Source organism: Microbacterium sp. Root1433D1 (assembly GCF_001426835.1).
In the GTDB taxonomy this organism is placed as follows: domain Bacteria; phylum Actinomycetota; class Actinomycetes; order Actinomycetales; family Microbacteriaceae; genus Microbacterium; species Microbacterium maritypicum.
This window is the reverse complement of record NZ_LMFN01000001.1, coordinates 30,463-44,182: the sequence shown is the minus strand read 5'-3', so window position 1 is coordinate 44,182 and position 13,720 is coordinate 30,463. Positions and strand designations below refer to the sequence as shown.

The 13,720-nt window shown below is 71.0% G+C and carries 8 protein-coding genes; 4 read left to right on the top strand and 4 right to left on the bottom strand.

Annotated features, from left to right (window positions below):
• Positions 1-49: 49 nt before the first annotated feature.
• Both ASD13_RS00165 and ASD13_RS00160 read right to left on the bottom strand, forming a co-directional pair.
• Entirely contained in the window at positions 50-337 is a 288-nt protein-coding gene (locus tag ASD13_RS00165) for a hypothetical protein (RefSeq protein ID WP_055864376.1), read from the bottom strand.
• Between the two features lie 7 nt (positions 338-344).
• Positions 345-569 (bottom strand): DUF3107 domain-containing protein, encoded by a 225-nt coding sequence (locus ASD13_RS00160; RefSeq protein ID WP_017828623.1) that lies wholly within the window; start codon positions 567-569, stop codon positions 345-347.
• 171 nt (positions 570-740) lie between these two features.
• Between ASD13_RS00160 and ASD13_RS00155 the strand changes: the two genes are divergently transcribed.
• Together ASD13_RS00155 and ASD13_RS00150 are read left to right on the top strand one after the other, a co-directional pair.
• Entirely contained in the window at positions 741-3,959 is a 3,219-nt protein-coding gene (locus tag ASD13_RS00155) for an ATP-dependent helicase (RefSeq protein WP_082531357.1), read from the top strand.
• Positions 3,956-7,477, top strand: a complete 3,522-nt coding sequence (locus ASD13_RS00150; protein ID WP_082531356.1) for an ATP-dependent DNA helicase — start codon at positions 3,956-3,958, stop codon at positions 7,475-7,477. Before ASD13_RS00155 ends, ASD13_RS00150 begins: the two co-directional genes overlap by 4 nt.
• On the opposite strand, the gene ASD13_RS00145 is transcribed toward ASD13_RS00150, so the two are convergent.
• Positions 7,423-8,784, bottom strand: coding sequence for a hypothetical protein (locus ASD13_RS00145; RefSeq protein ID WP_235562434.1), 1,362 nt, complete (start codon positions 8,782-8,784; stop codon positions 7,423-7,425). The two genes, ASD13_RS00150 and ASD13_RS00145, sit on opposite strands and share 55 nt — an antisense overlap.
• Positions 8,785-8,848: 64 nt before the next feature.
• On the opposite strand from ASD13_RS00145, the gene nudC reads away from it, so the two are divergent.
• Positions 8,849-9,730: an NAD(+) diphosphatase gene (nudC, locus tag ASD13_RS00140; RefSeq protein ID WP_055864367.1), complete on the top strand. Its 882-nt coding sequence runs from the start codon at positions 8,849-8,851 to the stop codon at positions 9,728-9,730.
• Positions 9,727-11,448, top strand: a complete 1,722-nt coding sequence (locus tag ASD13_RS00135; protein WP_055864365.1) for an ATP-dependent helicase — start codon at positions 9,727-9,729, stop codon at positions 11,446-11,448. The genes nudC and ASD13_RS00135 overlap by 4 nt, the downstream gene beginning before the upstream one ends.
• Positions 11,449-12,287: 839 nt before the next feature.
• Here the strand turns inward: ASD13_RS00135 and ASD13_RS00130 are convergent.
• The gene (locus ASD13_RS00130; RefSeq protein WP_055864362.1) at positions 12,288-13,697 is read right to left on the bottom strand and encodes a zinc-dependent metalloprotease; all 1,410 of its coding nucleotides are present in this window, start codon (positions 13,695-13,697) and stop codon (positions 12,288-12,290) included.
• Positions 13,698-13,720 lie beyond the last annotated feature (23 nt).

Genomic DNA, 13,720 nt, shown 5'->3' with positions numbered 1-13,720 from the left:
GACGATTCGCTCGAACCGCCTCGTCCGTTCACAGGCGGAGCCCGGCGGGTCAGATGCCGAGCGCTGCCCGGTTCTGAGCGTCGGAGCGCTTGCGGAGCCTGGTGAGGGCCACGGTCGCCAGCGCCGCGACGATGGGCGCTCCCAGCACGCTCGCGAGCCACAGCCAGATGCTGTCCTCGCCGAGGCCCGCCCACTGCAGGGCCGTGTACGTGATCGCCGAGACGGCGGTCGCGATCGACGGAGTCAGTGCGACGCCGCGCAGCTCACGGTCACCCATCAGGAAGTGCGCGGCGATTCCCAGAGCGCACGCGCCGATGAGTGCGAGGAGGATGTACATCGTCGGGTCAGGCGACGAAGCCGACGCGGCGCGATTCCTCGGTGCCCAGTTCGATGTAGGCGAGGTTCGCGGTCGGGACGATGTAGGAGTTGCCCTTCACATCGGCGAAGCTCACGTGCGATGCGCTCTGCTCGAGCGCCGCGGCGACCTGGGTGCGGACTTCTTCCGCGCTTGCGCCGGTGTCGAAGCTCAGTTCACGGCCGGTGTTGATGATGCCGATGCGGATTTCCACGCGTGCTCCTTGAAGTTCGGGGACTGCGCCAACTCTACCCCGCGAGCACGGGGCGGGATCGGCGGTGGCGCCCGGTTTCGCCGTGAGCGCACAGGCGGACAGGCCGCGGTCACGCGCGTGAGCGTGGCGGGTGCGGACGGCGATGTCCGCGCGTCCGGATAGCGTGGAGGCATGACACCGGATACTGCTCAGCGCGCTGTGATCGCCGCGGAGCCGACGGCATCCGGAGTCATCATCGGGGCCCCGGGAACCGGTAAGACGCGCACCCTGATCGACCGGGTCGTGCACCTGCTCGACGCCGAGGCGCTCCGCCCGGAGCAGGTGCTCGCGCTCACGCCGAACCGTCAGGCGGCGACCGCTCTGCGCGACCGGATCGGCGTACGCATCGGCCAGGCGACGCCCGGACCACTGGCCCGGTCGCTCGGCTCCTTCGCCTTCCAGCTGGTGCGTGGAGCGATGGTGAGAGAGGGAGCGGAGCCGCCGGCGCTGCTGACGGGTGCCGACCAGGACCGGATCATCGCCGAGCTGCTCAGCGGCGATGCGGAAGACGGACGCATCCCGTGGCCGGATGCGCTGAGCCCTTCGGTGCGGGCGTCGAAGGGGTTCCGCTCGGAGCTGCGCGCATTCCTCGCCGAGTGCACGGAGATCGGTGTCGACGCCGCGGAGCTGAGAGCATCAGGCAACGAGGTGTGGGCGGCGACGGCGGAGTTCCTCGTGGAGTACCGCGCGGTGCTCGACGCGCTCCGGTCGGCCCACCGTGACGCCGCCGACCTGCTGAGCGAGGCGAGCACCATCCTGCACACGGCCGAGACGGCCGCCCTCGGCCCGCTCGCGCCTCTGCGCGTGGTGCTCATCGACGACGCGCAGGAGCTCACGCGTGGGGGGATCGCCGTCGTGAAGGCCCTGCGCAGCCGGGGGATCGCCGTGCTGGCCTTCGGTGATCCCGACATCTCCTCCGGCTCGTTCCGCGGAGCAAGCCCCGAGCTGTTCGCACAGCTCGCCGGGGTTCTGGGAGAGGTGCACGTGCTCGACGGGCCGCACCGCCAGCGTCCGGCGCTCACCGCCCTCACCCGCACGGTGACCCAGGCGATCGGTGTGTCGGGCCGGGTCGAGCATCGGCGCGCCCCCGTGCCCGCGACGGCCGAAGAGGTCGAGGCCGGGGTGTCGACGTTCGTCGCCCCGTCTCCCTACGAAGAACTCGATCGCATAGCCGGAGTGATGCGCGAGTGGCACCTCTCCGACGGCATCCGGTGGGATCGCATGGCGGTCATCGCCCACGACACGCGGCAGGTGACGACGCTGGAGACCGAACTCGCCGCCAGGGAGATCCCGACGCGTGCGGCCGGTGTGCAACGCCCGCTCGGCAGCGAGGGCATCGTGCGCGACATCGTGGGTATCGTGCGCCTGGCGCTCACCCCGGTCCAGGAACGCACGTCGGAAGCCCTCGAGGAGGCGCTGCGCACCCCGTTCGGAGGGATGGACGCGATCGGCCTGCGCCGGCTGCGTGCCCGACTCCGCCACGTCGAACTCGAACAGGGGGGATCGACGCCGGCGCGCGAGCTGCTGCGGCGGGCCATGGCGAACCCGGCGGACCTCACGCTCATCGACGCCCCGGAGTCGCGCACGGCCGAGCGTTTCGCGCTGGTGATCGAAGCGCTGGCCCGTGGCGCGGCGGCGGGAGAGACGATCCACGACCTGCTCTGGCGGGTGTGGGATCAGGCCAGGGCCGTCGACGGCAGGCGTCTGCAGATCGCCTGGCGTGAGATCTCGTTGCTGCCGACGGGGGCGGAGACAGCCCGTTCCCTCGATGCGCTGGTCTCCCTGTTCGACGCGGCGAAGCGCTTCGTCGAGCGCACACCGAACGAGAAGCCCGAGGTCTTCGTGCGGGACATCCTCGACAGCGAGGTCCCCGAGGATTCGCTGTCGACACCCGACCGGCCGGGGAAGGTCACGCTGCTGACCCCCGCCACCGCTCTGGGTACGGAGTTCGACGCCGTCGTGGTCGCCGGTGTGCAGGACGGCATCTGGCCGAACGTGCGTCTGCGCGGCGGTCTGCTGCAGACCTGGCGCCTGCCCGACGCGATCCAGGCTGCGCGCACGGGGACCCTCATCGAGCCTCCGGGAGCCCTGGACCGTCGACGTGCGGCGCTGCACGACGAGCTCCGGCTGTTCGTCCGCGCCGTGTCGCGTGCGCGCGACCGTCTCCTGATCACGGCGGTGGACGACGACGACCTGACGCCCAGTCCGTTCTTCGGCTTCCTGCCCGCCCCTGAACCTCCGGAGCGGCACGCATCGGCGGAGCACCCGCTCACCTTGCGCGGACTCGTCGCCCGCCACCGGCGCACCCTCACCACGGTGTCAGCCGAGCCGGTGCGGCGGGCTGCCGCGGCGCAGCTCGCCGTTCTCGCGCGTGAGGGCGTGCCGGGGGCGGATCCGGCGGACTGGTACGGGATGACCCCTCCCTCGACCGCGGCGCCGCTGCGCGATCTCGCCGTCACGGGGGCGCGGGTCTCACCCTCGAAGATGGAGTCGTATGAGGAATGCGGTCTCAACTGGGTGGTCTCGGCTCTCGGCGGTGACACGGTGATGCCGCCCACGGCCGGCATCGGGACGATCGTGCACGAGGCGATGGAGCGGGTTCCCGAGGGAGATCTCGAGAAGATGCGCGCGATCGTGGCCGAGCACTGGCCGGAGCTCGATTTCGAGACCGAGTGGATCGGACGCAAGGAGCGCCGTCGCGCCGACCTGCTCGTGGATCGGCTGCACACCTACCTGGGTGATGTGCGCCGCGAGGGTGGGCGGGTGATCGGCAGCGAGGTCGAGTTCCGCTTCGCCGTCGACGTGGCGGGGTCGGCCGACGACGCCGTGCCCACCGTCCACGAGGTGGGGGAGGACCGGGCGAATCAAGCGATCATCCACGGCTACATCGACCGGGTGGAGGCCTACCCGCCCGGTGCGGGCGAGCACCCCGCGGCGCGAGGTCGCGGTTGGGAGCGGATGTCGGGAGGTCCGGACGGGCCCACGGTGGTGGTGGATCTGAAGACGGGCAAGAACGATCCCGAATCCGACTCGGGCGTGCTCGCGCATGCGCAGTTGGCCGCCTATCAGGTCGCCGTGCAGCAGGGGCTGGTCGAGGGGGCGCCGCCGTCGTCACTGGCGGGAGCACGGCTCGTGATCGTCTCCAAGACTCTTGCCAAGAGCGACTACCGCATCGCCCATCAGCACACGTTGGACGACGAGTCGCGCTCGGCCTTCCTGCTGCGCGTCGCGGATGCGGCCCGCGGCATGTCGGCGTCGAGCTTCACCGCTCAGGTCGAGTCGCACTGCGCCGACACGCAGCGTCGGGTGCATCCGTGCCGTATCCACACGGTGCCGGCGGTGAGCTCGTGACGGGGTGGAACCGGGCGGAGCAGGGTGGCGAGGGGATCTCGGCCATCGACATCGCCGCCGCGCTGGGGCAGCCATCGCCGACGCCGGCCCAGCAACGCGTGATCGAGGCGCCGCCTGAGCCTGCTCTCGTGGTCGCGGGTGCGGGCAGCGGCAAGACCGAGACGATGTCAGGACGTGTGGTGTGGCTCGTCGCCAACGGGCACGTGCGCCGCGACGAGATCCTCGGTCTCACTTTCACGCGCAAGGCCGCAGGCGAGCTCGCGGAGCGGATCGGCCATCGTCTCGCGGTCATCGACGAGTACGGTCGCCGCGGCCTGCTCCCGCATCTGGCGGAGATCGTGGCCGACGGATCATTGCGCAGGGTCGAGGAGGCTGCACCCGGCCGTCAGCGCGAGCTGGTGCGCGCACACGTGCTCGATGAGATCGCCGCGCACCGGGGAACCGAGTGGGATCCGGCGACCCCGCGTGCCGCGGAAGAGCTGATGATCCGGCCCCGTGTCTCGACATACAACGCCTTCGCCGACGGCATCGTGCGCGAACATGCGGCACGCATCGGGCGGGATCCCGACGTGGCGATGCTCAGTCAGGCCGCCTCCTGGATGCTGGCACGGGAAGTCGTGCTGCGCAGCGACCTCCCCGAGCTGGAGAACATCGAGTTCGCGCTCGGCACGGTCATCGATGCCGTGCAGAGGCTGGCCGGTGACGCCCTCGACCACCGTGTCGACCTCGATCTCGCTGAGCGCATCGCGCGGGATCAGGCCCTCGCTTTCGAGCCGTATCGCGGCAACGGCGATGTCGAGAAGGCGGCGGTGAACCTCCTCAGTCTGCCGACGCTGTCGCGCCTCGTGCGCGACTACATCGCCGAGAAGCAGCGCCGCGGCGTGCTCGACTTCGCCGACCAGGTGGGCGGTGCTTACGACATCGTCGAGTCCGCTCCCGACGTCCGCGACGAGCTCCGCGGGCAGCACCGGGTGGTGCTGCTCGACGAGTATCAGGACACATCGGTCATCCAGACCCGGTTCCTCGCGGAACTCTTCCGCGACACCGCGGTGATGGCCGTCGGCGACCCGCACCAGTCGATCTACGGGTGGCGGGGAGCCAGCGCCGACAACCTCTACGCCTTCTCCGGCACATTCTCCCGCACCGGTGCGGCGCAGACCTACAGCCTCATGACGAGCTGGCGCAACGACCGCGGCATCCTCGGGATCGCCAACCGCGTGCTCGAACCGCTCCAGCGCCCGGGGCTCGACGTGCCGCCGCTGGAACCGCGTCCGGGCGCGGGAGAGGGCACCGTGACGGTGGAGTTCCCGTTCACGGTCGATGAGGAGGCGTCGGTCGTCGCGGAGTGGTTCGCCGAGCGCCGGGCCGCACACGAAGCCCGTAACGCCGGCGAGGCACAGGGCGGTAAGGCGCACACCGGAGCGATCCTGTTCCGGTCGAAGCGGCACATGCAGACCTTCGCCGCGGCGCTCGCGGCGCGGGGCATCCCGCACCGCATCCTCGGTCTCGGCGGACTGTTGGCGACGCCGGAGGTGGTCGATGTCGTCTCCACACTCCGGGTCGTGCACGACCCCACCGCGGGGTCGGCGCTCATCCGCCTTCTCACCGGACCGCGTTTCGGAGTCGGAGTGGCCGACATGGCCGCGCTCTACGACCTCGGCCGCACGCTGTCGGAGCGCGATCCCGCGATGGCGCCGCTGCCCGAGGAGGTGCGCGTGCGGCTGCGCTCCTCGCGCGGTGCCGATGAGGCGGTGTCGATCATCGACGCGGTCGACGTGGTGCGGGCAGTGCGCGACGACTACCGGCTCCTCGAGGCGATCACCCCCGACGGCAGGGCTCGGGTGCGCGCGGCGGGAGAGATGCTGGAGCGCCTCCGCCGCGCATCCTCGCAGCCGATCCCCGAGCTGATCCGCCTGATCGAACTCGAGCTGCGCCTCGACATCGAGCTGGCCGCCAACGAGACCAGAGGGCCCGCCCGCGTCGCCGCGACGCAACTGCGTGCCTTCGCAGACGAGGTCCGCGCCTTCTTGGCCGCGGACGATCGGGGAAGCATCGGCAGCCTGCTGGCCTGGCTCGACAAGGCCGAGAGCACCGACGAGCTGATGCCGCGGCCGGAGCCGCCCGAGGCCGGTGTCGTGCAGCTGCTGACGATTCACGGGTCGAAGGGGCTGGAGTGGGATGCCGTCGCCGTGGTGCGGCTGGTGGTCGACGAACTCCCCAGCCGCGTCTCCGACACCTCCGGCTGGTTCGGATTCGGGGTCGTCCCGTTCGCTCTCCGCGGCGACAGAGACGCGCTTCCCCGATTCGAGTGGGATCCGGTCGAGGCGATGGGCGACGAGAAAGACCCCGTCAAGAGGCAGAGACTCGCGCAGGCATCGCTGTCCGGCGGTGCGACGAAGGCGAACCCGCAGGGCGGCGCGATCAAACGCTTCAAGGATGCCTACAGGGCATATCAGCAGCAGGAGGAGCGGCGTCTCGCGTACGTCGCGGTCACGCGTGCGCGCACCGATCTGCTCCTCAGCGGTGCGCACTGGGCAGGGCAGAAGTCACCGCGCACGCCGAGTCCCTATCTCGTCGAGGCCATCGATGTGCAGGGTCTCGATCCCATCGAAGCGGTCGACCCCGACGACAACCCCTATGACGGCCCCGGTGCCACCCTGCGCTGGCCGCTCGACCCACTGGGGGCTCGACGAGGAGTCGTCTCCGCCGCAGCCGCGGCCGTTGAGGATGCTGCCCGAGCCGGAACGGCGGAACCGTCCGTGGAGCTGGCCCGCCTGTTGGCCGAGCGTGCGGCCCGGCAGCGTGGCACCGATGCCGAAGCGCCCACGCGCGTGCCGGCATCGCGGTTCAAGGACTACGTCACCGACTTCTCCGGCACGCTGTCCTCCATCGTCAGGCCCATGCCGGAGCGGCCGTACCGGCAGACCCGTCTCGGCACGCTCTTCCACGCCTGGGTGGAGCAGCGGTCCGAGCTCGTGGGCGTCGGCAGCCGTGTGGACGAGGCGCTCTGGGAGCTCGACGAGGACGAGGCCCCGCCACAGCCCGCGTACGGTGACCCCGGGGCGGCCGAAGGGCCGAGTGCACCTGCCGACGCCGCCGATCTCGCGGTTCTGCAGGCGACGTTCGAGCGCAGCGAGTGGGGCGGGCTGCAGCCGATCGCCGTCGAGATCGAGATCGACTTCGCCCTCGGCGCCGGTCTCTCCGGGCCGGATGCGGGGGAGTCCCACATCGTCATCTGCAAGCTCGACGCCGTCTACCGGCGAGCAGACCGCGGCGATCGCATCGAGATCGTGGACTGGAAGACCGGCAAGGCTCCGCGGACGGCGGCCGAGCGCGAGGAGCGGATGCTGCAGCTCGCGCTCTACCGTCTCGCATACCACCGACGCTTCGACGTGCCCCTGGACGAGATCGACGTCGCGCTGTACTACGTCGCGGACGACCTGATCATCCGCGGCGACCGGGTCTACTCGGAGGAGGAGCTCTTCCAGCGCTGGAGCGCCGCACGCGCCGCGCGCTGAGCCTCGTCCGAGTCGTCTTCGTCGTACGCGGCCGCCGCGTTCGGCGCGGCGGGACGCGTCGCCTCGCCGACATCGGCGCTGTGGGTTCCTGCGAAGATGCTCCGCGCCTCGGAGAGGTCTTCCGTCTCGACGTTCAGCATCTCGGTGCGGTGGGCGCTGTCATCGTGATCCAGATCCGTGCCGACCGTGCGCACCGGCTCCACCGATTCCGTGTCGGTCTGCGCCGAGTCGGACTCCTCCGGAACCTCGATCCACAGCTCTTCGGGATTGTAGGCATCCGTGTGCATGGAGGTGTCCACCTCTGTGACAGCGCCCCTCGGCACACGGTCGAGCGCATCCAGCGCGGAGTCGACGCCGGCGGTGCGGGCGTCGATGATGCTGAGATCGTCTGTGCGCAGGCCTTCGGCGAGAGCGTCGAGCAGCGCGGCGGCGTCGTCGACGATGTCCGGTCGGTGCATGGAGTCGCCGTGCACCAGCCAGCGGGCGAACTCGAGCTCGGCGAGCAGGCGAGCGCGCACCTCGAGGCCGGCGTCGGGTGCACGGTCGATCGCACCGGCATAGGCGGCGTGCACGTCGGCGGCGGCGTCGGGTGCTGCCGAGAGCCAGGAGAGGTCGAGCGCGGGGTCTCCGACCGAGAGCCCGTGCCAGCCGAGGAGGCCGACGACCTCGGGGCCGAGCTCCGGGTCGTCCTCGAACAGGAACGAGGTCGACTGCACGCCCCCGAGAACCACGGTGGATTCGAAGCGCCAGAGGGAGTCGTCGGCGACGGCGTCGCGCCAGCGCACGGTGAGACGTGCAGGCACCCGGCCGGTGGCGGCGGCGGTGTCGACCAGACGCTCCAGCTCGGCGCGGCTCTCCTCCGCGGTGCGCGTGGCGAGTCCCGCCCCGCGGACGACCGAGGTGGGCAGGCCGTGCACGGCGGCGATCGATGCGCCCATCGACTGCGCGGCTCCGCGTCCCGGCGGTACTAGGGGGGCCTCGATCTGAAAGCCGGGCAGAAGCTCGGTGACGAGTGCGCGTCCGTCGCCGATGCGCGTCTCGCCGATGTAGGCGGGCACGCGGAACGGCAGCATGGCACGGGCACCGTCGGTGAGCGCACGGAGCGCGATCGCCTCGGCGGCGAGTTCACGCGCCGTCTCGTCGTCGTCCGCGACGCGTATCGCGAGCTCGCGACCGTCGGCCAGCGAGGCGACGGCGGAGTCGAATCGCCCCTCGCCATCCGCGCTCAGACTGCGCGCACCCGTGACCTCCGCCCTGGGCAGTGCGGCGGTCACTGCCGCGGCTAGAGTGAAAGGAGAGCGTCCCATGCCCCCAGGGTAGGTCGGCTCAGGGGCGGTCCCGCCTCCGCCACGCCCGTGAGAGAGGGAGTCGATGACCATTCCGCGCCCATCCCTCGATCGTGCAGCCGAACTCCGCGAGGAGCCGGACGTGCTCGATCGTCTGCGAAGCGACCCCGCGACCCGTGTGATCGTCGTGCGCGAGGGCCGGGTCAGGGTCGTGGATTCCGCGCTGCTGCGCGTGACCCCTGACGAGGTCGCCGAGGCGAGCTGGGCACTTCTCGGACGCGATGCCGACGGCACCGTGCTGCTCCTCGCCGCCGCACCGCCGGAGAGCGACGCGCTCGACACCGCCCCGGACGAGATCTGGCTCGGCCTGCGTGATCTCGGCGGTCGCATCGACGGGCAGGAGTCCGAGCTCCTGATCGGCGCCATCGCCCTCGCCGGATGGCTTCGGGACGCGCCGTTCTGTCCGACCTGCGGTGGGGCGACCCAGCTGCAGCAGGGCGGATGGTCGCGGCGCTGCCTCGTGTGCGCACGCCAGCACTTCCCGCGCACGGATCCAGCCGTGATCGTCGCCGTCGAGAGCAGAGACGGCGAGCGGCTCCTGCTCGGCGCCAATGCCAACTGGGGCGGGCGCATGTTCTCCTGCTTCGCGGGTTTCACCGAGGCGGGGGAATCGCTCGAGTCGACCGCGTATCGCGAGATCGAGGAGGAATCGGGGGTGCGTCTTTCCGCCCTGCGGTACGTCTCCTCGCAGGCTTGGCCGTTCCCCCGATCGCTCATGGTCGGCTTCCGTGCCGTTGTCGACGACGAGTCCGCGGCGCGCGCCGACGGCGAGGAGATCATCGAGGTGCGCTGGTTCACGCGTGCCGAGATCGGCACCGCGCTCGCCGGACACGGCCCGGTGGGGCTTCCGGGGCCGGCGTCGATCGCCCGTGCGCTGATCGTCGACTGGTACGAGGATCGCGCGTGAGCGCACTCGATGCCCTCGATGAGCGGCAGCGGGCAGCGGCATCCGTGTTGCGTGGTCCCGTCGTCGTGCTCGCCGGAGCCGGAACCGGAAAGACCCGGGTGATCACGCATCGCATCGCACACGGCGTCGACACCGGCGCATACTCGCCCTCGCGCGTCATGGCGGTCACCTTCACCGCGAAAGCGGCGGGAGAGCTCCGCGGTCGCCTGCGGGCGCTCGGTGTCGAAGGCGTCGCCGCCCGCACGTTCCATGCGACCGCGCTCGCGCAGCTGAACTTCTTCTGGCCCACGCTGGCCGGATCGCCCGCGCCATCCATCATCGACAACAAGGTGCGGATGCTGGGGCAGGCGGCCGACGCGATCCGGCTCCGTCCCAGCACCGCGACGCTCCGCGACATCGCTTCCGAGATCGAGTGGCGCAAGGTGTCGATGCTGTCGATCGACCAGTACGCAGCGCTCGGCCGTCCGATCAGCGGGGTCGACGCGGGGCAGCTGATCGAGCTGATGCGCGGGTACGAGGCGTTGAAGGACGATCGTCGCCAGCTCGACTTCGAAGACGTGCTCCTCGCCTGTGCCGGCATGCTGGAGGCGGAGCCGCGCGTCGCCGCATCCGTCCACGAGCAGTACCGGCACTTCACGGTCGACGAGTTCCAAGACGTCTCCCCGTTGCAGAACCGCCTGCTGGAGCTGTGGCTCGGAGACCGGCACGACATCTGCGTGGTCGGCGACGCCAGCCAGACCATCTACTCCTTCGCCGGCGCGGAGCAGCGTTTCCTGCTCGAGTTCGAGCGCCGTCACCCGGACGCCACCGTGGTGCGTCTGGAGACGAACTACCGCTCGCAGCCGCCGATCCTCACCGCAGCCAACGCTCTGATGCACGGCCGGCCCGGAGCGCTGGAGCTCGTACCGGCACGTGAGCAGTTCACCGCGGATGCGCCGACCGTCACCGCATACGAGACGGAGGGGGAGGAAGCCGCGGGGATCGCCGCGTCGATCTCCGCGCGCATCGAGGCGGGGGCCTCGCCGTCGGAGATCGCCGTGCTCTACCGCGCTCACGCGCAGTCCGCTGTGCTGCAGCAGGCGCTCGCCGCCGAGGGCATCGCGACATCCGTTCTGGGCGGGACACGATTCTTCGCCATGCCGGAGGTCCGTCAGGCGATCCTCGCCCTGCGGGCCGCCGCTGTCGCCCCCAGCGAGCAGGGATTCCTGCCCGGGGTGCAGCGCGTGCTGCGCGAGCTCGGACTCACCGACGAGCCGCCGGCCGCAGGGGGAGCGCAGCGCAGCGGATGGGAGGCGCGTCGCGCCATCCTGAGGCTCGCTGAGGAGGCAGGAGCGGATGTGAACCTGCGCAGCTTCAGCGACGCGCTGATGGCGCGGGCCAAGGACCAGCACGAACCGACGATGCGCACCGTCACGCTCTCTACCCTGCACGCGGCCAAGGGTCTGGAGTGGCCGCACGTGTATCTGGCCGGATGGGCGGAGGGATCGCTGCCCATCTCGTATGCGACGACGTTCGAGGCGGTCGACGAAGAGCGACGGCTGGCCTACGTGGGGGTCACGCGCGCCGCGCGAACGCTGGCGCTGTCGTGGTCGAGATCAGCGGGGCGGGGTGAGCGCTCCCCGTCTCGGTTCCTCGCTGAGATGGGGACCACGGGGCGCGGCACCGGCATTCTTCGTGAAACGACACCGAACGCCACTCGAGCGAGCCGTCCGCGCTGACGCGCACCAGGCGCCCGTCGGCGGTCTCGTCGTCTGCGAGGAGCAGGGCAGTCAACCGCCCGGCCTCGGCGACCTGCGCCGCGCGGATCGGGCCGGGGTCGCGGCCGATCATCTGCGCGTGCAGCAGGGGCCAGGCCGGGTCGAGGTCTCGCGCGTGGGCGTCGCGACAGGCGAGGCAGGCCGACGCGCCGGGTACCACCAGCGGCCCGACGGTCACGCGGCCGGGTTCGAAAGATACCGGCAGGTGCGGGATGTCCTCGCGCAGGAACCGGGCGAACTGCAGCGCGGCGGCAGCGCCGTTGACGAGCACGACGCCCACGCCGGGCCGACGGCCGACCTCGACGAGGGTGATGCCTTCGTCGGCGAGCGCCTCGCGCATGCGGTACTCGCTGCGCCCGTCGGCGATCCCGATGCTCTCGACCCAGGCGGATCGTGGCGGGGCGGCGTCGTCGAGCAACAGCGGATCGAGGCGGGCGAGGAGCGTGCGCGCTGCCTCCCGCGGCGCGCCAGCCGCGTGTGCGATCACGTCGAACGCCCCGCGCCGGAAACCGGAGCGCAGTCTGCTGAGCAGCGGCTCGACCCATGCATCGTCAGCAGCGATGCGCAGTCCGGCTTCGTCGCCGAGCTGGAGCGTGTGCGCGTCGCGCCAGAGCAGAGGCGAGCTCGGGTGCAGACGCGTGAGGAGCGGAGGAGTCAGCGGCATCTCTCCGATTGTGGTGAGGATGCGGTCGGTGCGGGGCCGGAACCGGGCATCCGTGGACAACTTCTCCGTGCTCGTCGAACGGGGCAGGAGCGGTGCGGGCGTCCGCGGAATCCGCGGCCCGCCCGCACCTTCGCGCTCAGACCGGCCTGTCGCCCTCCGGGGCGGCGTCGCCGTCTTCGTCCGCATCGTTCGTCGAGTCCTCGGCGGGAGCGTCCTCCGAGAAGTCGTCACCGTCGAGCAGGCGGGCGAGGGCCTCGTCGAACTCGTCGGCGGCCGGCTGCTCGCCGCGCTCGGCAGCCTGCAGGCGAGCGACGAGCGCACTCGGGTCGTCGATGTCCTCGGCGGTCGGCATGAGGTCCGGGTAGTCCCACAGGGAGTCTCGCCCGCTGATGCCGACGGCATCCGTCACCGTCTGCCACATGGCCGAGGCCTCGCGCATGCGCCGTGGACGGAGCTTGAGGCCCACGAGGGCACCGAGAGCGTCCTCGGCGGGTCCGCCGACCGCGCGCCGGCGCCGGGCGGCTTCCGCGATGCGCGCGCCGTCGGGAAGACGAGAGGTCGCCTGGGCGGTCACGACGTCGACCCAGCCGTCGATCGTGGCGATGAGGTTCTCGAGGCGGGTGAGCGCCTCGCGCTGGGCGTCGCTCTGCACGGGCAGGAGCGCACCACCCTCGATCGCCGCGCGCAGTTCTTCGGGGTTCGAGGGATCGAGGCGGCTGGCGACGTCTTCGAGCGCGTCCACGTCGACCGTGACTCCGCGAGCGAAGTCGGTGATCTGCGCCATGACGTGCAGGTGCAGCCACTTCGCGTGCCGGTACAGACGCGCGTAGGCGAGCTCGCGGGTGGCGAGGTAGAGCGCGATCTGGTCTTCGGGGATCTCGAGGCCTTCGCCGAAGGCCGTGAGGTTCTGCGGGATGATCGCCGCGGTGCCTGCGGGCAGCACCGGGATGCCGACGTCACCGCCGGAGACGACTTCGAGAGAGAGGTTGCCGAGCACCTGTCCGAACTGCGCGGCGAACACCGAGCCGCCCAGGCCCCGCATCAGCCGGCCTGCGCCCTGGACCACGCCGCGCATCTCTTCGGGCACCTGCGTGTCCAACGCCGAGGTCAGCGCGTCAGCGATGCTCGTCGACACGGGATCGGCGATCTCCTTCCACACCGGAAGGGTCTTCTCCACCCACTCGCCCCTGGTCATCGCGGTCGGGGTCTCGGAGAGCTCCGAGATGGTCGTCGCCTCGCCGAGCCACAGGTTCGCGAGCGCGAAGGAATCGGCGAGCGAGGTGCGCGATCCGTCGGTCACGCCCTGTCCGTCGCGGTTGGCGATGAAAAGAGCCTGACGCAGCGCGTTCTCCCAGGGGTCGCCGCCGAAGGCGCCCTGCAGCTGCGACATGATCGTCTGCATCATCGCGGGGTCGAGTGTGAAGCCGTCCATCCCTTCGAAGGCGCCCCGCAGCGCCTCGGGATCGATGTCGCCGCCGCTCTGGTTCGAGAGCATCTTCCGCAGGAACTCCTGGAAGTCCTCGGGTGTCGGGTCGTTGTCTGCCATGTCGCTCGCCCTCTCAGCACTTC